The organism is Nocardia sp. BMG111209 (assembly GCF_000381925.1).
GTDB lineage: Bacteria > Actinomycetota > Actinomycetes > Mycobacteriales > Mycobacteriaceae > Nocardia.
The window spans coordinates 202,966-223,678 of record NZ_KB907307.1; the positions used below are offsets into that span (position 1 = coordinate 202,966).

Genomic DNA, 20,713 nt, shown 5'->3' on the forward strand with positions numbered 1-20,713 from the left:
GGCCGTGCGTCAGGGCAGCAGCCGCGCCACCGGCGGCAGCGGGGTGCGGCCGGGATCGGTCTGGGCCGCCTGGATGATCAGGGCGGCGAAGCGGCGGGAGGCCGCGGTCCGCGCGGCGGGGGTGGCCGCCTGGATGCCGCGATTGGCCATCAGCACCAGGATCAGATCCTCGAGGACGAAGTCCGGGCGCAGGTGTCCGGCCTGTTTGGCGCGGCGGGTCAGTTCGGCGAGCGATTTCAGCGTGTACTCGCGCTCGGCGGCGAAATCCAGCGCGTGCGGGAACGCCGACATGAACGCGGCGGTGAAGCCCTGCTGCTGGGCATGTAGTTCGCACAGACGTTCGATTACCACGCGGAAGCCCTGCCACGGATCGGGTTCGGCGAGACCCTCGTCGGCGATCGCGCGGCACCACCGCATCCGGTCCGTGAGCGCCGCGGTGATCAGCGCCTCCCTGGTCGGGAAGCGGCGGTAGAGCGTGGCCGGGGCGACACCGGCGTGCCGGGCGATCTCCCGCATCGGCACGTCCAGACCCTCGGCGACCAGCAACTCCCGCGCCGCGTCCAGGATCCGCTCGCGATTGTCCTGCGCGTCGGAACGCAGGAATTGAGGCAAACGCTCGGTCACCACTCTCACATTAGCCATCCGCGGTGTGCCGGCGGTTAGCGTCGCAGGCCACGACAACGTGTGAACGAGGAGGAGTCACGGTGAAGGCAGTCACGATCCGAGCCTTCGGAAGCCCCGACGGCCTGGCGGTCGTCGACCTCCCGGCCCCGGTTGCGGCGCGCGGGCAGGTTCTGATCGATATCGAGGCGATCGGTGTCGGCGGTGTGGACGCCGTCATCCGGCGCGGCACCCTCGGCGGCTACGGTTTCGAGCCGGGACTGGTCCCCGGCAGTGAGGTCGCGGGTCTCGTGTCCGGGGCCGGGGACGGCGTCGATCCGGCCTGGCTCGGCCGCCGGGTGTGGGCCTTCACCGGCCTGGGTGGCGGCTACGCCGAGCAGGCCGTCGCCGCCGTCACGGATGTCGTGCCGCTGCCCGCGGACCTGTCCGGGGCCGACGCGGTCACCCTCGGAAGTTCCGGTGTGGTGGCCCATTTCGGCCTGGCCCGCGCTAGTCTCGCGCCCGGTGAATCGGTGTTGGTGCGCGGTGCGGCGGGCAGTATCGGCATCGCGGCGGTCGAACTCGCGGCCCGCGCCGGGGCCGCCGTGGTGGCGGTCACGACCTCGTCGCCCGCGCGCGGCGACCGCCTGCGTGCCCTCGGCGCCACCCATGTGCTCGACCGCTCCGGGGCCGGTGCCGGCCCGGATTCCTACGACATCGTGCTCGACGTGATCGGTGGCCCGGATCTGCCGGCCTTCCTGGACCGGCTGGCGCCGAACGGCCGCATGGTGGTCGTCGGCGCGGTCGGCGGCCTGCCACCCGCCGATTTCGGCACGGCACTGCTGCGGGATTTCCGGAAGTCGTTGTCGTTCGCCACATTCAGCACCGACACCGTCCCGCCCGCGGAGCGCGACGCGGTGCGCATCGCGCAGTTCGAGGCGGCCGTGCGCGGCGAACTGCACACCGTGATCCACGAGGTCCTGCCCCTGGCCGCCGCCGCGTCGGCCCACCGGAAGATGGACGACGGCGAGGTGTTCGGCCGGATCGTGCTGACTCCGTAGTCGTTGCGCGGGAACGGTTTCCGGCGCGCTGCCCCCGGCGGCGACTGCCCCGCCGCCGGGGGCGGCGTCACTCAGCTGGCCGCGGTGCAACCGACGCCGGCGTGCATGCCGTTCGCGGTCTGCTCGTCGCGGACGACGCCGTCGATGGTGATGCGGCAGGAGATGGCGCCCAGGTCCGAATTCTCCGCGGAGAGAGCGTAGATCGGGGTCGCGGCCGAGGTGTGCACCGTGACCTTGAAGGGCAGCGGCACATCGGCGGGCGACTGCGGCACGCTCTCCTCGCCGTAGAAGTTGACCGTCTTGGCCTGCGCCGACGTATCGGACCACACCTCGTACACCACTTCGTGGGTTCCGGGGGCGGCCAGGGCCGGGCCGGCGACCAGCACCGGCAGGGTCACCGCGGCGGCGGCGATCAGGTAGCGCGTCGCGCGAAACATCGACATGATTTCCTCATCTCGGGACTCTCGAGCCGGAGATTCGCTCCGGCAGGCGATCTCGGCGACCGCTGTCCGGTATATCGCTCACGGGACCGGCATCTGTTAATCGCTGGTTTCGGCGGCGACCTCGCCGCGAAGTGCGGGATACGCTGACACGATCGCCGCTCCACGCGGCGAGCGGTCCGGAACACCGGAGCGAGGACGAGAGACAGGGCGGGTTCGTGGACGGGTGTGGCGGAATCCGGGTGGAGCTCGTGGAACGCCTGATCTCGGTGCAGTTCCCGCAGTGGAACGGGCTGGCGGTGACACCGGTCGAATACGACGGCCACGACAATCGCACCTACCGGCTCGGTGACGAGCTGGCCGTGCGGCTGCCGACCGCGGCCGAGTACGCGCCTGCGGTCCGTAAGGAGGGCCGATGGTTGTCCTGGCTGGCCCCCGACCTGCCGCTGCCGGTCCCGACCGTCGTCGCCCTCGGCACACCCGGATTCGGCTACCCGTATCCCTGGTCGGTGCGCACCTGGATCCCGGGCGAGCCCTCGGACCGCGCCGAGATCGCGGACCGGACCGAATTCGCTTGTGCGCTGGCGGAATTCGTCCGGGCCCTGCAACACTGCGATACCGCGGGCGCACCGGCGGCCGGGGAACACAGTTTCCATCGCGGCGGCCCGCCGGCGCACTACGACACCCAGGTCCGCGAATGTCTCGCCCGATTCGCCGATCTCGTCGACGTCGACGCCGCCACCACCGTGTGGGAATCGGCCCTGGCCGCCCGCCGCCGCGGCACGCCGGTCTGGTTCCACGGCGACCTCGCCGCGGGCAACCTCCTCGTCGACGGCGGAAAGCTCACTGCCGTGATCGATTTCGGCATCTGCGGGGTCGGCGATCCGGCCTGTGATCTCACCCCGGCCTGGACCGTGCTGTCCGGTCCCGGCCGAGCGGCCTTCCGCCGCATCGTCGACGCCGACGCGGCCACCTGGGCCCGCGCGCGCGGCTGGGCACTGTGGAAGGCGCTGGTGACCCTCGCCGACGACGATCCGGCGGCGCGGGAACGGATTCGCGCGCAGATCGACGACATCCTCACCGATCCGGTCGGGCCCGAATAACTCCGGGAACCCTTCTCGCCGTGGATGTTTCCGGCGGGAACCCGCCACACCGACCAGATGCCGATGCGGCGTTCGCCTGCCCTGGTACCGGTTCCGGCCGGCCGACCGGACCGGTCACCACCGGTAGCCGTCGGGTTCGCCACCGGTCACCGGGGATCCGGCGGCGCTGAACGCGCTCAGCGCACGCACCAGCCCCGAGCGGTCGCCGTCCGGCATCCGCCGCACGATCGCCGCGATCTCCTGCCGCCGCCGCGCGGTCACCGCGTCCACGACATCGCGGCCCCGTCCGGTCAGCTCGATGATCAGTTCCCGGCGCGACTCCGGATTGGGATTGCGATCGACCAGCCGCGCGGCGATGAGCCGCTCCACCATCCGGCCCGCCGTCGACGGCTGCACCTCCAGATCCGCCGCCAGCGCCGCCACCTTGGACGGGCCGCGGGTGGACAGGATCACCAGGGTCCGGAACTGCGTGATCGTGATCGTCTCGTCGACGTGCGCGATCGAGCGGGCCGACACCGCCACCAGCTGCCGGGACGCGGCCAGTAGCGCATCGGTGATCTCGTCGACCGACCCCGCTCCGATCACAGCCTTGCGTGCCATCATCACCCTCCGTCGTCCCCCGGAACGCTCGGCAGTCCATCCTGCCCCGCCGCGTCCCCGAGCGCTCGACGACCGCCACGGGCTCGCGCGCATCTCCCGGCCGACCCCGGTTCCGCTCGGGGTTGCGATGGTGTCGCCGTCGTGACCGCTACGCCGGGTCCGGTTCGTGCGGCACCGGTGGGAACAGGATCGCGAATTCCGCCCCGCCGCCGGGCGCGGCCGACAGATCGATCCGCGCGCCGTGCGCCGCGAGGATCGCGGTCGTGATCGCCAGCCCGAGGCCCGAACCGCCTGTGCGCGATCGGGATCGGTCGGCGCGATAGAACCGATCGAAGATGTGCGCCGCCTGATCGGACGGAATTCCGGGCCCGTTGTCGCGGACCCGGACCGCGATGAGACCGTCGCCGTCGGCCGGGACCGATGCGGCCCCGGCGGTGGCGATCGAATCGGCCGGCGGGCCGGTCACCCGCTCGACGACGATGTCGACGACGGCGTCGGCCGGCGTGTGGGTCAGCGCGTTGTCGACCACATTGGTGAGTACCTGCCGCAGCCGGTGCTCGTCGCCGAGGGTTCGCTGTGGATCGGTCGAAATCCGTAGTGTCACAGCGCGTTCCGGCTTCCGGATGCGGGCGTCGTTGGCGACGTCGGCCGCCAGGAGGTTCAGGTCCACCTCGGTCAGGTCCAGGGGGCGTTCCTCGTCCAGCTGGGCCAATAGCAGCAGATCGTCGACCAGGCCCGCCATCCGGACGGCCTCGCCCTCGATCCGGTGCATCATCCGGGCGACGTCGGCGGCCCCGGGGGTGCCGTGCCGGTACAGCTCGGCATAGCCGCGGATGGAGGTCAGCGGCGTCCGCAGTTCGTGCGAGGCATCGGCGACGAACGTCCGCAGCCGGGCCTCCGAATCGGCCAGTTGCCGCATGGTCGTGGACAGCCGGTTGAGCATCACGTTGAACGCCTGTCCGAGCCGCCCGACCTCGGTGTGGTCGTCGACGCTGTCGACGCGCCGGCCGAGATCGCCGGCGGTGATCGCGGCGGCGGTGCGCTCGATCCGGGTGAGCGGCGACAGCCCCGCCCGGACCAGCAGCGCCGCCACCACCCCGAGCAGGCCGAGCAGGACCGCACCCGTGAGCAGTTCGATCGTGCGCAACTCGCTGATGGTGGCGTAGTAGTCGTCCAGCGACATCACCACGGCGGCCGTGCCACCGTCGGGCTCGAACCGGTCCGGCGGCTGGACCACCGTGGCCACCCGCCACCGGCCGGACCCGTCCCGCTCGCCGACCGTGAACGGCGCGCTGCCGCGGGCGCGCACGGCGGCCGCGTCCATCGGCGGCAACGCCAAGGAGGTGCCGGTGGTGTCGGTGGGAAATCCGGTGAGGTCGAAGAACAGCAGCCGCGAACTCGGCCGCAGCAGGGTGTCGTCGGCGTTCGGTGGTGGCGGCGGTGGCCGATCCGCGGCGGCCAGGCCGACCGCGACGTGGTCGATCTGATCGTCGATGCGCGCCAGCTGGGAACGACCCAGCAGTACGGTGCTCAGCGTTCCGAAGATCACCAACCCGGCGGCGGTGATGACCAGCACCGTCACCAGCAGTCGAGTGCGAAGGGTCCAGCGTCGCCGGTGCGTGCGATTCATGGAACCTTTCCACCGAAGCCGATCGGGTCGTCGGCGAATTCTAGAGAACCGTGAACTCGGTGCCCTCGATGGTGGCGACGAATCCCGGCGGGAGACCGGTGAAGGTGCCGCGGCGGGCGCCGGCGCGGACCGCGTCGGCCACGAGTTCGCGCACCCGCGTGGCCGAGACCGGCACGTTCGGCGCGGTCCGGAACCAGCGCCGGGCCCGGTCCTCGTCCATGCCGTGCGGGGCCCGGGGCAGGTAGGCGTCGAGATAGATCGGGGTGCCCGGCTCGCTGCGCCAACTGTCCACCAGCGCACCGATGTCCACGGCGTCGTAGCCGATGGCCGACAGATATTCGGCGACCACCGCCTTGGCGTCGGGATCGTCCCCGGCGATCGGCAGCGCGCTGCGGTCGGGTGCGCCGGGCGGACGGGCCGCGGTGGTCACGCGGATGTGGTCGACGTTGTTCACCGCCTTGACCACGTGCGCGTCGACGAGACACCGCTGCAGCAGCTCGCTGGAGGTCACCTCGCCGGCGTCCAGTTCGGGCACCCGCTCGTCCCGCTCGGGGTAGTAGTTCATGGTGTCGACGACGATCCGGCCCGCCAGGATGTCGACGGGCAGCACCCGGTGCGCGCCGAACGGAATCGTCACCACCACCAGATCGCCGGTGACCGCGGCCTCGGTGCTGGTGGCGGCGCAGGCGTGCCGGCCGAGTTCGGTGACCAGTCCGCGGAGGCTGTCCGGGCCCCGGGAATTGCTCACGATCACGTCGAGCCCGGCCTCGACGCTGAGCCGGGCCAGGGCACTCCCGATCAATCCGCTACCGATGAATGCGATCGTCCGGAACATCGGCGTGTCCTTTCGGCACACTGCGCGCAGGCCGCGCGAACAGTATGTTTGCTGAAAGATAGCCTACCCGCGGAACCTCGGGGCGGAGATCACTCCACAGTGCGCGCGAGGATTCCGAGCGTGGCACGCAACGCCGTCTGCGGGACGACCGGGAAGGTCACGGCGTTGAGATACCGCTCGCCGGTCCGGCTCCAGTCGCAGTACGACGTCACGCCGGTCCCGGTCTCGGTGGGCTCGAGGACATAGCCGTACCGGTGGTCGATCTGAGCGGCGACCGTCCACTCGATGTGCTTGCCGGCCTCGTACTCGGTGATGGTCACCGTGACGTCGTATTTGCCCAGCGGCATATCACCCAGCGCCTCGCGGTCCATATGGACGACGAAGGTGTCGCCGACCCCGTTGACCGGGTCGCCCTCGGCGGATTGCAGCATGCCGGAACTGTCGATCGTGACGTGGCCGCGCGGATCGCGCAGGACATCGAACACCTTCTCCGGCGGTGCGGCGATTTCCCGCCGCGCTTCGATCCGCGTCTCGGACATAGTGACCCCTTTGGTGGAATGGTGTTCTCGGCGATGAGAATAGCGCTTGCAGCCCGGCGGGGCGAGGGCCTTCACCCGCGCGGCCGGTCGCGCCGGCGCAGCGCGCGAGCCGGGCAGAGCTTGATCGCCTCGGCCGCGAGATCCGGGTCCGGGGCGCCCTCGTGCAGGATGGGGTAACCCCAGTCGTCGAGAATTATCGCGTCGCCGAGGATCTGCGCGCAGGCGCCGTGGCCGGTGCAGGCGATCCGGTCCACGACCAGCGCGCTGCCCGGCGCGGCGGGCGCGATGCCGAGGATGCGGTGGACGAGGGACACGGCTACTCCTGCGGGCCGAGGCCGGCGGACGAGGGTTCGTCGAGAAGTGCCGGGGCCGTGCCGAATACGTCGAGCGCGGAGGCGACGAACCGCGCCGTGCCGTCGGGGTGGCGGCAGGCGCCCCGGCCGGGCACCTGGCCGAGCGTGCGGGTGAGCCGGTCGGCGGCGCCGGGAGTCGGGTGCCGCACCAGTTCGGTGAGCCGGTCGCGCAGGGCGGGCAGGCCGAACATGCAGGGGCCGCACTGCCCGGCGCTCTCCCCGGCGGCGTAGCTCAGGGCGGCGAGGACGTCGTGCCACGGATCGGCGCGGGCGTCCAGGACGCGTACCGTGCCCGCGCCGGGCGCGATACCGAAGGGCGCCAACCCGATTCGGGACCAGGCGGTGTCCGCGTCGGCCGCGCGCAGGAATCCGCCGCTGAGCCCGCTCAGCCACAGTGCGCGCACCGGTACGATGGGACCGCCTGCGCGGCACAGGATCTCGGACAGCGGCAGCCCCGCCTCGGCGTCGTACACCCCGGGCTTCGCCACCCCGTCGACGACGGTGACCAAGCGCGGTCCGGGCTCGTCGGCGGTGCCGAACGAGCGGAACCAGCGCACGCCGTGCTCGGCGATCTGCTGTATCCGCCAGACGGTTTCGGCGTTGAGCACCAGCGTCGGCGGCAGCCTGCGCCCGCCCGGATCGCGTCCGCCCGCCGCGATCGGCCGGTACCGCATGACCGGCCGTGCCGGACCGCCGTGCGCGAGCCGGGTCAGCGCCGACTCCTCCGACGAGACGTAACGCCGTGGCACCGCCAGGGTGTCGGCGCCGGCGGCGCGCAGCGCGGCCAGCGTGGGGGAGTCCCGATGTGCGGCCACCCGGACCCGCCGCCGGGTGAGATGTTCGGTGGCAGCGAGCATTTCGGGGAGATGGTGGGCCACGACCCAGCCGTCCTTGCGCGCGTGGAGTTCACCGTCGCAGGCGTTGACGATCAGGTCGGCGTCGTGACGTTCGGCCAGTGCGACTTTCGCGCCGGTTGGGAAGGCCGCGCCGCCGCGGCCGGTGAGGCCCGCGGCCAGCAGCAGATCCGACAGGGTGCTCATGACCATTCCTGGGAGGCGATCTCGGCGCGGCGGCGGCTGTTGGCGTCGAGATGCCACCATCGCCATCCGGCCGCGGCGGTCATCGCGAGGCCGCAGGAGACGGTGAGGGACAACAGGATCGGTTCGCTCGTGGTCGCCATCAGCAGTGCGTGTACCTCCGCGATCGGCGCCAGCGCGTAGGCGAGCCGATGCACCACCCGCCACGCGCGGTCCGGTAGCCGGTGCCGCAGCAGCGAGGTCACGATCAGCGCCACGAAGATGTCGAAGGCCCACGCGCCCAGGCCGACCGGCAGTCGCCGGTAGCCGGAGACGAACGGCACGACCGGCGACAACCAGCCGAGATGGACATAGGAGTCGGTCACCGCGGTCAGGATGTGCGCGGCCAGGAACACGGTCGTGCCGAGGGCCAGCGTCCGGTGCAGGCCCACCGCCAGGACCGGGACCGTGCCGCGTGGCCGGAGGTGGGCGGCGGTCAGCAGGCCGAGCAGCACCACGAGCGTCAGCAGCACCAGGGTGACCACTCCCGAGGCCCGCGAGATGTACCACAACCAGGGCGTACTCATGACACGTGTTGCCCCTCCGTCGCGGCGGGCCAGCCCGGGGTCGTGACGACATCGCCGTCCCCGGTGGTCAGCCGCGCGGGCACGCCGCGCGCGGCCAGCCAGCGCGGTGCCCGATCGTCCAGCACGATCGCCGCGGTCGACGCCGTATTCGCTTGCACCGCATCGGGTCCCGCGCAGGTGACCTGTGCCCACCGGGTGCGCGCGGATCCGCCGGTGCGCGGATCGATGATGTGGTGCCGCCGGATTCCGTGATCGGTCCAGGTCCGCAACCGGGTGGACGAGGTCGCGAACGCCTGTCCGGTCGAGCGAACCACTTGGGCCACTTCGCCGGTCCAGTTCCGGACCCCGATCGCCCAGCCCTCCGGCGGCAGGACTCCGGCCACTGCGATATCGCCACCCAGATTCACCAGGAAGCCACCGGTATGGGTCGCGGCCAGTTCGGCCGCGATCGCGTCCGCAGCCCACGCCTTGGCGCAGGCGCCCAGATCGAGCAGGGTGCCCGCGGGTAGATCGAGTAGTGGGCCTGCGGGCGGATCCAGCAGGGTGCCTGGGGGTGGATCGAGTAGGGTGCCCGCGGGTCGTTCGCGCCGGGACTCGTTCTCCACCAATAACACTCGGCCCACCGGTGCCGGTCGTGGCGGCGTGGGCTCGCCGCCGGGCAGACGGTTCCGCTCGCGGACCGCGTCCAGGTCGTCGTCGTACCCGCAGGCCACCAGTGCGGCGCCCACCGCGGGCGAGACCAGCCCGCCGGTCATCCGTTCGGCGCGCAGTGCCGCCCGCAGGCAGGCGCCGAGCATCGGGCCGACCGTGACCCGAAGTCGCGCATCGGGTTTCGTGCGGGCCAGTGCGGTACTGCGGGCGTTGATCACCGCGAGTTCACTGTCGGCACGGAAACGCGAAGCGGCGCGGTCGAGTTCGCCGAGCCGGGTACGCAGCACCGCGGCCGCGCTCGCGAGTTCGCCCGCCTCGGTGCACACCACACCGACCGTGGTCCCGATCGCGGCGAACCGGGCGGACGCGGTGGCCGTGCCGGGTGCCGCTGTCATGACCCGGTCGTGTGTTCGTGTGGCGCGGCGGGCGTGGTGGTCACCGGTGTGGTCGGTGACCAGCCGTCGTCGGTGTCGCCGGGCGCGGGCGAATCGTCGACCGGCTGCGCGGTGCGCGCGGAATCCGCCGGTGCGACCTCGGTCTGCGCGGTGGCCCCGGCGTGGTTGCCGTCGACCGCCAGCGCGACCGTGATCCCGCCGGCGGCGATGGTCGCGGCCACGAAGACTCCGGTCGCACTGCGGCGAACGCGTGACAGGCTCGTGCTCTGCTTCATGTGAACCGTCCTCTCCCGGACGACCCGCCGAAAACGACTCGCCCGGACCATGTCTACGGGGCTCGTCTGAGAACAGGGCTGCGTGATCGCTCACAAGTCGCTGAGTCGACGACATCCTGCGGTCACCCGGACCGCCGGGCGGTGCTGCGTCCATGCCACTGTTCCTCTTCGTCGAGTCACAGATATAGAGATACGCTCTTTGTATCTCAGTATCATGATGAGACCACACCGTGGCTGTCATCACAAGATGTCGGCACGACTTCGGCCGGGCGCCCCGCCCGAAACCGGGCGGCGCGCCCGGCCGGGTCCGGGTTACCGGGGGTGGTGACGGCGACTCACCGAGTTTGCCGGAATTCAGCCGCCGCGCGTTTCGAGGAGGCGGCCGCGGTTGACCTTGGTGGCCTCGCTGCGGGGAATGGCGTCGACCGTTTCGATGCTCTTGGGCACTTTGTAGGGGGCGAGGCGGGATTTCGCGAACACTCTGATTTCTTCGAGGCTCGGGGGATTCGCCGGATCGGCGGGTTCGATCACGGCGTGGACGCGGCGGCCCCATTCCGGATCGCGTACTCCGATCACGACCACATCGGCCACGTCCGGGTGATCGATCAGCGCTGTTTCCACTTCGGCGGGAAAGATATTCGCGCCGCCGGAGATGATCACGTCCACCCGCCGATCGGCGAGATACAGGAAACCCTCCTCGTCCAGATGTCCGAGATCGCCGACGGTGACGAAACCGTCTGCGGTGGAGGCCGGTTGGGGTACGTCGCCGAGGTAAGGGGCGCTCGGCGCACCCGGTGTGCGCAGATAGATGTCGCCGATCTCGCCGGGCGGTAATTGCTCGCCGGACGGGCCGAGGATCCGAATCTCCGTGCCCCGCACGCCCCGTCCGACACTGCCGCGGCGGGTGGACCATTCCTCGCCGGTGAGTGCGGCCAGGCCCAGGCCCTCGGTCATGCCGTACGCCATGAGGATTCGGTGCGCGCCGATCAGGGCGGACCATCGGTCGACCAATGACGGCGGCATGGGTGCGGCGCCCTGGGTGAACCATTCGATGCTCGACAGGTCGCGCTCGTCGATACCGGGCAGATCCGCGATCCGTTGCAACATCGTCGGTGTGGCAGTGAAATTCGTGATCCGATACCGCTCGATCACGTCGACCACGCGCGCGGCGTCGAATTTCTCCATCACCACGAGGCGGTCGCCGGCCAGCATCGGATACAGCGCCGAGAAGGCGTTCACGTGGTACATCGGCGCCAGCACCAGCACGGTCTGCGGGGTGGGGATCGGACGCCAGCGGCTCATCATCGGGATCCCGGCCGCCGGGTTGTAGACCGACGGCGTACCCGCCAGGATCACCTTCGGCGTACCCGTCGAACCGCTGCTGCAGATTCCGTGCGAGTACGGGGCGACGGCGTCGGGCAGGGTCGGCGCCTCGAGTTCCCGGGCCTCGTCGATCCAGGTCAGGTCCGGATCGCCGAGGTAGATCCGGGGCCGGATCACCTCGCGCAGCCGCTCGAGTTCCCAGTCCGGGACATCCCATCGCACCGGGACCGGCACCGCCCCGAGTTTCCAGGCGGCGAAGGTGCTCAGGACGAAGCGCGGTCCGTTGCGCAGTCCGATACCGACCAGATCGTCTTGTCCCACACCACGTTTCGCCAGGGCTCCGGCGAGGCGGGTGGACCGGTCGTCCAATTCGCCCCAGGTGACGGCAGGTTCGGAGCCGTCCGATCCGATGTGCCGGTAGGCGATCTCGTCGGCGTGTCCGGCGCCCAGCTCGCGGATCCGGCGTCCCAGGCCGACCTCGGTTTCCGTCATCGCTCTCCTTCGAACGCTGCGCCGCGGAAATCTCCACACGTTCCGCGGTACGTCAGGGATGGTAGTCGTGTTCTCTACATTGTGGAGCGCAGTTCTACCTTTTGCAGGCGATATCGCTTCGACGGCTGCTCGGGTATCTGGATTGCTGACCGATTGCCGATCTCGGAGCGGCCGGGAACGCGGGGGCCGTATTCCCGGGGCGGCCGGGACCGTGCGAGGCGGCGGCGGGCGCCGGGCGATCGCGGGGCTCCGAATCCACCCGCGGGGGACCCGCTGCGAGCCCGGCAACTTTTCAGCACACTCAGCTGGGCGACCCCGCGGTCGGTTACCGCCGTACCGCACCGCCGGCGAGGGGTGTCGGGGACTTGACAGGGCCTTGGTGGCGTGCGCAGATGCTTCGGATATCGACCAGGTCACGGCTGTCTGAAGGTTGGCAATTTGGCTCGCCGACCGCGAGCGCGAGCGCTACAGTACCGACGTTCGGGCTGGTTGAAGATCTTGGGATGTGGTGTGGCAGCGATTATTTCGTCGGGCAGGCGTGTGCTCGGCAGTGGGTTCGGGTTGCGGAGTCTCACAGGATGGGCGGCGCAGCGACTCCGGGGAGTGCCGCGAGCCGAGGAGCCCGAGGGGGAAGAACCGACAGCTGACGACGAGGGCGCCAGGGCACCGACGAACGTCGACGCGTCCCCGCCGAATTCCACACCGGGACCACAGGTTTCGGACAGCGACAACCCCGATAACGTGCGAAAGTGTAGTCCCCCGGATGTCGAGCCGGGGATCGATCAGAGCTTTTCGAAAGGCCAGGCAAATATGACAACTCCCGACGACCGGGCGACGATCACCGACGACGCGACCGCCGCCGAGGAGACGACAGCTACCGGTAGCGAGGAGGCGGTAGCCGAGGGGGCAACCACCGCAACCGCTGTCGAGGAGCGCGTCGCGACCGACGATGTGGTGACCGCCGAGGGCGAGCCGGCGGCCACCGCCGATACGACGGTTGCTGAGAGCGAAGCGGCGGACGCGGTCGCGGCCGAAACCGAGGCGACCGAATCCCCGGTCGCCACGGGCGAAACCGCGATCGACGCGACCACCGGAACGGAGGTGGGCACCGCCGAGCAGGAGGCGGCCGATGCCACTCCGACCAGCGAAGACGATGCGTCGCAGAGCGATTCGGCGGTAGCGGACATCACCGAGAATGCCGCCGACGAGGCAGAAACCGAGGCCGCCGACGGTGCAGCCGTCGCCGAGACCGCGGAGGACAGCGAAGCCGTCGAAAGTGATTCGGCCGCAGCCGACGCGGAGGCCGTGACCGAAAGCGATTCGGACACCCCCGCCGAGCCGGTCTCCATCGACGAACAGGCGCAAGCGGTCGTCGCCGAGGCCGAGGCAGTTGCCGCCGAGGCCGCCGCAGCAGATGCCGAAACGGCCGTCGCGCCGGAATCCGCCGACACCGACGTGGCTTCCGAGGGGGAGAACGCCGGTGCCGAGAATTCGTCCGACGCGGAAACCGTTGCGGACGAAAGCATTTCGACGGTCGAAGACGAGTCTGCCGAGGCAGAAGCGGTCGAGCCGACTGCCGAGGCTGCCACCGAAACCGACGCGGCGGTGACGACCGAAGGCGAATCCGCCGAGGTCGAGAGCGCCGCCGAGTCGGAGGAGGCTGTCACCGAGGACGAAGTAGCCACCGACGCAGCCGAGCCCGAGGCGGAAACCGCTGCGGCCGAGGTCGCCACGGAGGACGAAGAGTCCGAGCCCGTCGCCGAGGCGGAAACCACCGGCGAGAGCGCCGAATCCAAGGCGGAACCCGCTGACGAGGCCGTCGAGCCGGTCGAGGCTGAGGCATCCGCCGAGGCCGAGACGGTCGACGCCGCCGACGGCGAAGCAACCCTCGAAGCCGATGAGCCGGTCGCAGAAGCAGAGTCGGCCGAGACCGAAGCTGCCGAGCCCGAGGTGAGCGCGGACGCCGTCGCCGACGAAGCGACTGCCGAGGTCGAGACCACGGAAGACGAGGCCACGGCGGCGGATTCGGCGACAGAAGTTGCCGAGCCCGAGACCGAAGGCGCGTCGGAGGTTGCCGAAGGCGAAGCCGATGTCGCGGCCGAGGAGATCGCCGAAGCCGACGAGAGCGTGACCGCCGAGTCGAGTGAGGCCGACGAGGTCGAAGGTGAGTCGGCGATCGCCGAGCCTTCCGCCGAGGTCGAAACTGCCGATACCGCTGAGGATGCGGTCGCGGAAGCCGCCGAGAGCGAGACGGCCGAAGCCGATGAGGCAGAGGTTGCCGAGTCGCCCGAAGCCGAAGGCGAGGTGGCCGAGGCCGAGCAGGTGCTCGACGAGCAGCCTACGGCTGAGGGAGATTCGGTCGAGTCCGCTGAGTCGGTCGACGCTGTCGCCGAGGAAGAGGCTGTTGCGGCCGCCGAGGACGTGGAGGCGGAAGGCGCCGAAGCCGCGGCGGACGAGCCGGTCGAGTCTGTGACGACCGAGGTCGAAGCGGATGAGGTTGCGGAGTCGCCCGCTGCTGAAGGCGAGGTGGCCGAGGCTGAGCAGGTAGTCGACGAGCAGCCTGCGGCCGAAGGGGATTCGGTCGAGTCCGAGTCCGGTGCATCGGCGGAGGCCGTCGCCGAGGAGGAGGCTGTTGCGGCCGCCGAGGACGTGGAGGCGGAAGGCGCCGAAGCCGCGGGAGACGAGCCGGTCGAGTCTGTGGCGACCGAGGTCGAAGCGGATGAGGTTGCGGAGTCGCCCGCTGCCGAGGCCGAGGCCGAGCAGGCGCTCGATGAGCAGCCCGTCGCGGAAAGCGAAGTGGCAGAAGCCGAGACGGTCGATTCGGGTGAGGCCGCTGATGAAGCGGTGGCGGAAGACGCGGTTGCCGAGGATGCGGTGGCTGAGACTGAGGTTGCCGGGGACGCGGTCGCGGAGGACGCGGTTGCGGAGACTGAGGTCGCTGAAGGTGCGGAGTCTGCTGTAGTCGATGAGACCGCTGCCGAGAGTGAGCAGGCCGCGGAGGGCGAGTCGGCGGTTGCTGACGAGCCGGTCGCCGAAGCCGATACGGCTGATGCGGCGGAGGGTGTTGCGGCGGACGTAGCAGTCGAGGCTGCTGAGTCGGAAGCGGTTGTCGACAGCGAGGATTCGACGGATTCCGCGGCCGCCGACGTGGAAGAAGCCGAGGCGGAGCAGGTCGCCGAAGCTGATGCGGAGTCCGTGGTCGCCGAGGGCGAACCGGTTGAGGAAGCGGTCACCGAGGCGTCCGAAGCCGAGGCAACCGAGGTCGAGGGAGCTGCCGACGACGCGGAGGTGGCGTCCGAAGCTGTTGCCGAGTCGGGTGTTTCCGATGAGGAGCCGGTGGCGGAGGGCGAGTCCGAAGCCGTCGCCGACGCGGATATCTCTGTCGAGGAACTCGTGGAGGACGGCGAGGCCGAGCCGGTCGCCGAGGCCGAGTCGGTGGCCGACGAGGAGTCCGCGGTTGCGGAAGCCGAACTCGCCGAGGCCGAGTCGAGCGAAGCCCCTGTCGCGGAAGCGACGGCCGAAACGGCTGTGGATTCCGAGACCGGCGTGATTGCCGATGTCGAGGATGCCGCAGTGGAGGGCGAGCCGGAAGCTGTTGCCGACGCGGATGCTTCCGCCGACGATACGGTGACGGCCGAGTCTGCCGAGGTCGAGGAGCCGGCCGAGGCCCTCGCGCTTGAGGCTGAGCCGGTCGCGGAGGCCGAGTCGGTCGCCGACGAGGAGTCGGCGGTTGCGGAAGGCGAAGTGTCCGAGGCGGAGTCGGAGGTTGCCGCCGACGAGGTGGAGGCACCGGCGGCCGACGCGGATGTCGAAGCTGCTGCGGAGGAAGCGGCGGCCGAGTCCGTTGTGGATTCCGAGGTCGCGGTGGCCGGTGTCGAGGAAGCCGCTGTGGACGGCGAGCCCGAAGCTGTTGCCGACGCGGAAATTTCCGCCGAGGACGCGGTGCAGGCTGTCGAGTCGGATGAGGTAGCCGAGGTTGAGGCTGCCGAAGCCGAGGAGTCGGCTGACGGTGAGGTTGTGGCCGAGGCCGAGGAGATCGCCGAGGCCGAGTCCTTCGTGGCGGATACCGAGCAAGCTGCCGAAGCGGATTCCGTTGTGGCGGACGAGCCGGTCGCCGAAGCGGATGCCGTGCAGGAGCCGATCGCCGAAGCCGATTCGGTCGTAGCGGACGACGAGACCGCCGAGACCGCATCGGTGGTCGCCGAGGAATCGGCAGCTGTCGATGACGAATCGGCCGAGGTGGCCGAGGAATCGGCCGAGTCCGACGAGGTTGCCGAAATCGCCAGCGCTGCCGACGATGTCGCGGCGGACGGCGATGCGGTCGCCGAGGATGGCGAGTCCGAATTGGTGGCCGTCGAACTCGAGGCCGCCGAAGCCGAGGAGTCTGCCGACGGTGCGGCATCGGCGGAGGCTGCGGAGGCCGAGGTCGAAGAGATCGCGGTGGCGGAGTCCCTGGTCGATGAGGGCGAGCCGGCCGAGATCGCCGACGAGGAGTCGGCGGTCGCCGAAGGCGAAGTGCCCGAGGCAGAGTCGGTAGTGGCCGAAGGCGAAGTCTCCGAGGCCGATCCGGCGGTCACCGAAGGCGAAGTGTCCGAAGCGGAGTCGGAGGTTGCCGACGAGGTGGAGGCGTCGGCGGAGGATGCCGAGGCGGAGGTCGCCGACAGTGAGTCGGACGAGACCGTGGCGGAGGCGCTCGAGGTCGCCGAAGCGACCGAGGTCGAGGATGCCCCCGTCGCGGACAGCGAGGAGATCTTCGAGGGCGAAGCCCTCGAGGACGAGCATCCGGCCGCTGCCGAAGCGGGTGTGGCCGAGGAGATCTCGGCCGGTGAGCCGGATATCGAAGCGGGTCTCGTGCCCGCCGGTTCCGGGGATCTGGTGAGCTACCCGAGCTCGGTCGTCCTCGCGACCGCGAATGTGTCCACCGGTGACGAGGCGACGGCGATCATCCGTGATCAGGCGCAGCTCATCGCGAAGCTCCGCCGGAAGGTGGCGGTGCTGGAAACCATCGTGAAAACCCAGGAATCCCAGTCGGATTCGCTGGCCGGCGTCGTCTCGACCTACAAGAACGAGTTGACCAGCCTCATGGCGGATCTCCTCGATCTCTGATCGGTCACTGACCGAAACCACCGGGAAGTGCCCGCATGCTGCGAAGCTCGGGTGCTTCCCGGTGGTCGTTTCGGGGCCGTGTCACCGCGCATTCTGTTCAGGCCTCTTGACGTAACCAGTCACGAAAATGGGTGGGCGCCAGGCGAGCATCGGCGCCGGCGATGAGTTCGTCGCCGGTGACGACGGCGAACATCCCGGCCTTGTCGTCGATGACGACGGTGCGGTCGTCGTGCCGTTCCGCGAGGGTGATCCGGCCGAGTTCGTCGAGCGTGAAGACCTCCGGTCCGGCGACATTGCGAATCCCTTGCAGCGGTGCGCCGATCGAGGCCTCGGTCACCGCGTCCACGACATCCGCGCCGGCCATCGGCTGGAGCCGGGTGGCGGGCAGGTGGACGGTGTCGCCGTCGGCGCTCCACGACATGATCGAGTCGACGAATTCGAAGAACTGGGTGGCCCGCACGATCGAATACGGCGTCGGCCCCTCCCGCAGCAACTGCTCCTGCAACGTCTTGGCCTGGTAGTACGCCAGTTGGGGCACCCGGTCCACGCCGACGATGGACAGCACCACCTGGTGCCGGACACCGGCGCGCTCACCCGCGGTCAGCAGGTTGCCCATCGTGGTGCGGAAGAAGTCCGGGGAGGCCTCGTCGAAGGTCGGCGAGTTGGCCACGTTCACCACGACGTCGGCGCCCGCCAGCGCCTCGTCCAGCCCCGCACCGGTGAGCAGATCCACCCCGGTGGATCGCGCGGCGGGTGCGGCCTCGTGGCCCGCTGCGGTCAATTTCCGGACCACCTGCGAGCCGATCCGGCCGGTACCGCCGATGACTACAATCTTCATAACCCGCCTTTCACCTGCCGATTGCCGGTCACGCGGACGATGAGTTCGCTAACAGCATCCCATCGGCAAACGCCTCCGGGCTGCCCTGCGGGGGATGTGACGTGAAGGTGACTCGATCGCCACGAGGATGTTCCCGGGGACCGGCCGCCGGTCACGATCCGGGCTCGCCGCGGGGGTGGAGCAGTGGCCGGATGGTCACTCGCCGATCGGCGGCAGCGGCGGCAGTTCCAGATTCTCGCGGAAGGTGGCGCCGGTCCGGTCGTGGCCGACGATGCCTCGGCGGCGCAGTTCCGGCAAAAGGCCTGCCAGCAGGAAATCCTGGTTGCGCGGATCGCCGAGCCCGCCGAGGCCGATCAGATCGAGCACACCGGCGCTGTATCGCTCCTCGATCGCGTCGGCGAGTTGCTCGGGTGTGCCTGCCGCGGCCCAGTGCCCGGTGTCCTTGGCCGCGATGATCAACTCGCGCAGCGTCTTTCCCGAGCGCGCGAAGCGGTTGAAGATCTCCACCCGGCCACGGCGGCGGTTGACCGACTCCAGTTCCGGCAGCAGCGATTCCGGCAGGGGCCGGTCCAGTGGCAGGTCCGACAGGTCGATCTCGCCACCGAGCATGTCCGCCAGGCCTTTCCGCCCGGCCTCGAAGTCGGTGGCTTCCGCGCGCTCCCGCACGAGGCGGCGCACCTCGTCCGCCGAGGAGCCGTAGGTGGCGTGCAGCGAACTGAAGATCAGCGGAAGTCCCTCGGCGCGGCCGAGTTCGGCGGCACGGGTCCGGATCCGCTTGGTGTAGGTCACCGCATCTTCCAGGGTGGACAGCGAGGTGAACACCACCTCGGCGTAGCGGGCGCCGAGTTCGACACCGCCCGCGGACTGCCCGGCCTGGAACTGCACCGGCCGGCGCTGCGGCAGCGGCGGGATGTTGAGCGGTCCGCGCACGGTGAAATACGTTCCGGCATGGTCGATCCGCCGTACCCGCTCCGGATCGAGCACCGCGTCGCCGTGACCGTCGGGGGTGAGAGCACCGGGCAACCAGCTGTCGAACAGCGCGTTGGTCACCTCGAGCACCTCGCCGGCGCGGGCGTAGCGCTCCTCCGGACTGGGCAGATCGCCTGCGCCGTAGTTCTCCTCACCCACCGACGAGGTGACCGCATTCCAGGCTGCCCGGCCGTTGCTGACGTGGTCGAGGGTGCCGAACAGCCGGGCCAGGTTGTACGGGTGGTGGAACGTGGTGGTGACGGTCGCGATCAGGCCGACCCGGCTGGTCACCGCGCTCAGGGCGGCGAGGAAGATCAGCGGCTCCTGGGCGCCGATCGCACCCTGCGCCCCGAAACTCAGCAGGTCCGCCGCGAACAACGCGTCGAACCGATGCTGTTCGGCGAGCTTCGCGATCTCCAGCGCATCCGCCAGGGTGGACCGCTCCGGATCGATCGCGGCCCCGTAGATCTTCGGTGACCCGCTGACTCCCGCAACGATTTTCAGCGTCCGTCGCCCGGTTCCCATTCTCTCGACGTTAACCGCCGAGCCGCCGGTCACCGCCGATTACGATCACCCGGATTCGATTCCGCCACACCGCAACAACGGCGGGTGGATCAGAGGCAGATGCTGATGCTGACCGGCGGGACCGGGATGTTGAGGCATGCCGTCACCGAACCGTCGACGGCGGTGGCGGACGTACCGGCCGAGGCCGGAACCGAGGCGGCCGAGGCGGCGGGAGCGGCGATCAGACCGAGTGAGAGCACGATCGCAGCGGCGGCGGATACTTGTACGACTTTGGCAGACATCGTGACATTCCTTGCTGAACGATTGGCAATTGCGAGCCGGCTACGGCCCGGGTGCCATCATGCGCTGCTGCCCCGGTCCCGGCAAGGCCGTACCGCCGATTCCCGCGCGCACGGCCGAGATCTGTTGTGGTGGAGCACGAAACGACCGGCCGGTGATCAGCGGAATCATGGGCCGGCGTGCATTTCGCCGCCGCCGCATGTGATATCTCACCGAACGTGTTCAGCAGGGCCGGGATCCGCCGCCGGGGGTTGCCGCGGATGCGGACGGAGCCGGCGGAACCGGGTGACCGCATCGCCGGTGGAATTTGCCGGGAGCCGGATTTCCCCCGCGGAATTCGCTGCGAGTCCGGCTGTCCGGCCGGACGGGAATTGGTTGCCACCGATCAGGTGTCGGCCGGTAACCCACGGGCGCCGCGAGATTCATTCGTTCGACGAACTAACGCGCGAGAATTGCACGATGAAAGGCTACAGTCCGACCCGCTGACCGGCGGCATCATCGATCACGAAATCCGGCGATCCGCACCGGGAACGCCGGAACCCGCACTCAGTTGACCGAATTGGCCAACTGATCGGCGTAGGGGGCGACCCACTTTCCGACGATCGGCAGCTCCGCGCGGACGCCACCGGTGTTGTTGGCCTGGATCATCGCCATGACCCAGACGACGACGGCGAAGATCGCCACGGCCAGGCCGACGAGGCTGAAGAGGATCCCCACCACGCCGAGCACCGAACCGAGGACGCTCAGCACGATATTGACAACCGATACCGCCCCGAAGAAGATGATCGACTGCGAGGCATGGAATTTCACATCGGGATCGTTCTTCCCCACGAAAAGGAAGATGATTCCGGTGAGCCACCCCAACACGTAAGACAGGATCGCACTGGTCTTTTTGTCCAAGCCGGCGGACGGCGGCGGGTTGACGGGGGGCTGGGGAGTTGTCATGGTTCTAACTTTCGGTTTCAGGAGCCTGCTGACGCAAGCATTATGAGGTGCTCCGACGCTGTCCGCCATCCGAATCCGACACTGAGCCTCGATGTTGCTGGAACGAGATGAGTTCCATCGCGCCGCCGGTTGCCGACCGGGTTCCGGCATT

The 20,713-nt window shown here is 69.8% G+C and carries 19 protein-coding genes; 3 read left to right on the top strand and 16 right to left on the bottom strand.

Annotated elements, in window-relative coordinates; genetic code table 11:
* Positions 1-9: 9 nt before the first annotated feature.
* Positions 10-624: a TetR/AcrR family transcriptional regulator gene (locus G361_RS0100905; protein ID WP_026342569.1), complete on the bottom strand. Its 615-nt coding sequence runs from the start codon at positions 622-624 to the stop codon at positions 10-12.
* A gap of 80 nt (positions 625-704) precedes the next feature.
* Between G361_RS0100905 and G361_RS0100910 the strand changes: the two genes are divergently transcribed.
* Positions 705-1,661, top strand: a complete 957-nt coding sequence (locus G361_RS0100910; RefSeq protein ID WP_019925155.1) for a zinc-binding dehydrogenase — start codon at positions 705-707, stop codon at positions 1,659-1,661.
* 71 nt (positions 1,662-1,732) lie between these two features.
* Here G361_RS0100910 and G361_RS41720 read toward each other — a convergent pair whose 3' ends face one another.
* Positions 1,733-2,104 (bottom strand): MmpS family transport accessory protein, encoded by a 372-nt coding sequence (locus G361_RS41720; RefSeq protein ID WP_019925156.1) that lies wholly within the window; start codon positions 2,102-2,104, stop codon positions 1,733-1,735.
* Between the two features lie 239 nt (positions 2,105-2,343).
* Here G361_RS41720 and G361_RS0100920 point away from each other — a divergent pair, with 239 nt between their 5' ends.
* A complete protein-coding gene (locus tag G361_RS0100920; RefSeq protein WP_196814382.1) occupies positions 2,344-3,204 on the top strand; it encodes an aminoglycoside phosphotransferase family protein in 861 nt (286 codons plus the stop codon).
* A gap of 114 nt (positions 3,205-3,318) precedes the next feature.
* Here the strand turns inward: G361_RS0100920 and G361_RS0100925 are convergent, their stop codons facing one another.
* The 10 genes from G361_RS0100925 to G361_RS0100970 all read right to left on the bottom strand — a co-directional run bounded on the left by G361_RS0100925 (position 3,319) and on the right by G361_RS0100970 (position 11,900).
* Positions 3,319-3,807, bottom strand: a complete 489-nt coding sequence (locus tag G361_RS0100925) for a MarR family transcriptional regulator (protein WP_019925158.1) — start codon at positions 3,805-3,807, stop codon at positions 3,319-3,321.
* Positions 3,808-3,952: 145 nt separating this feature from the next.
* A complete protein-coding gene (locus G361_RS0100930) occupies positions 3,953-5,434 on the bottom strand; it encodes a cell wall metabolism sensor histidine kinase WalK (protein WP_019925159.1) in 1,482 nt (493 codons plus the stop codon).
* Between the two features lie 40 nt (positions 5,435-5,474).
* On the bottom strand, positions 5,475-6,269 hold the full coding sequence (locus tag G361_RS0100935) for an NADPH-dependent F420 reductase (RefSeq protein ID WP_019925160.1): 795 nt from the start codon (positions 6,267-6,269) through the stop codon (positions 5,475-5,477).
* Between the two features lie 89 nt (positions 6,270-6,358).
* The gene (locus G361_RS0100940; RefSeq protein ID WP_019925161.1) at positions 6,359-6,808 is read right to left on the bottom strand and encodes an SRPBCC family protein; all 450 of its coding nucleotides are present in this window, start codon (positions 6,806-6,808) and stop codon (positions 6,359-6,361) included.
* 71 nt (positions 6,809-6,879) lie between these two features.
* Positions 6,880-7,122 (bottom strand): ferredoxin, encoded by a 243-nt coding sequence (locus tag G361_RS0100945; RefSeq protein WP_019925162.1) that lies wholly within the window; start codon positions 7,120-7,122, stop codon positions 6,880-6,882.
* A 2-nt stretch (positions 7,123-7,124) separates the two neighbouring features.
* Positions 7,125-8,201: an NADH-ubiquinone oxidoreductase-F iron-sulfur binding region domain-containing protein gene (locus tag G361_RS0100950; protein WP_019925163.1), complete on the bottom strand. Its 1,077-nt coding sequence runs from the start codon at positions 8,199-8,201 to the stop codon at positions 7,125-7,127.
* On the bottom strand, positions 8,198-8,764 hold the full coding sequence (locus G361_RS0100955; protein ID WP_019925164.1) for a ferric reductase-like transmembrane domain-containing protein: 567 nt from the start codon (positions 8,762-8,764) through the stop codon (positions 8,198-8,200). Before G361_RS0100955 ends, G361_RS0100950 begins: the two co-directional genes overlap by 4 nt.
* Positions 8,761-9,810 (bottom strand): FAD:protein FMN transferase, encoded by a 1,050-nt coding sequence (locus tag G361_RS0100960; RefSeq protein WP_019925165.1) that lies wholly within the window; start codon positions 9,808-9,810, stop codon positions 8,761-8,763. The genes G361_RS0100955 and G361_RS0100960 overlap by 4 nt, the downstream gene beginning before the upstream one ends.
* Complete coding sequence (locus G361_RS0100965) at positions 9,807-10,085, bottom strand: hypothetical protein (protein ID WP_019925166.1); 279 nt, start codon at positions 10,083-10,085, stop codon at positions 9,807-9,809. Before G361_RS0100965 ends, G361_RS0100960 begins: the two co-directional genes overlap by 4 nt.
* Positions 10,086-10,439: 354 nt before the next feature.
* A complete protein-coding gene (locus G361_RS0100970; RefSeq protein ID WP_019925167.1) occupies positions 10,440-11,900 on the bottom strand; it encodes a class I adenylate-forming enzyme family protein in 1,461 nt (486 codons plus the stop codon).
* Positions 11,901-12,710: 810 nt separating this feature from the next.
* On the opposite strand from G361_RS0100970, the gene G361_RS46540 reads away from it, so the two are divergent.
* Entirely contained in the window at positions 12,711-17,006 is a 4,296-nt protein-coding gene (locus G361_RS46540) for a hypothetical protein (RefSeq protein ID WP_019925168.1), read from the top strand.
* 97 nt (positions 17,007-17,103) lie between these two features.
* On the opposite strand, the gene G361_RS0100980 is transcribed toward G361_RS46540, so the two are convergent.
* The 4 genes from G361_RS0100980 to G361_RS0100995 form a co-directional block, all read right to left on the bottom strand.
* A complete protein-coding gene (locus tag G361_RS0100980) occupies positions 17,104-17,844 on the bottom strand; it encodes an SDR family oxidoreductase (protein WP_019925169.1) in 741 nt (246 codons plus the stop codon).
* Positions 17,845-18,039: 195 nt separating this feature from the next.
* Positions 18,040-19,338, bottom strand: a complete 1,299-nt coding sequence (locus G361_RS0100985) for an NtaA/DmoA family FMN-dependent monooxygenase (RefSeq protein ID WP_019925170.1) — start codon at positions 19,336-19,338, stop codon at positions 18,040-18,042.
* Positions 19,339-19,427: 89 nt separating this feature from the next.
* Positions 19,428-19,619, bottom strand: coding sequence for a hypothetical protein (locus tag G361_RS0100990; protein ID WP_019925171.1), 192 nt, complete (start codon positions 19,617-19,619; stop codon positions 19,428-19,430).
* 544 nt (positions 19,620-20,163) lie between these two features.
* Positions 20,164-20,562 (bottom strand): DUF4870 domain-containing protein, encoded by a 399-nt coding sequence (locus G361_RS0100995; RefSeq protein ID WP_019925172.1) that lies wholly within the window; start codon positions 20,560-20,562, stop codon positions 20,164-20,166.
* Positions 20,563-20,713: the final 151 nt, after the last annotated feature.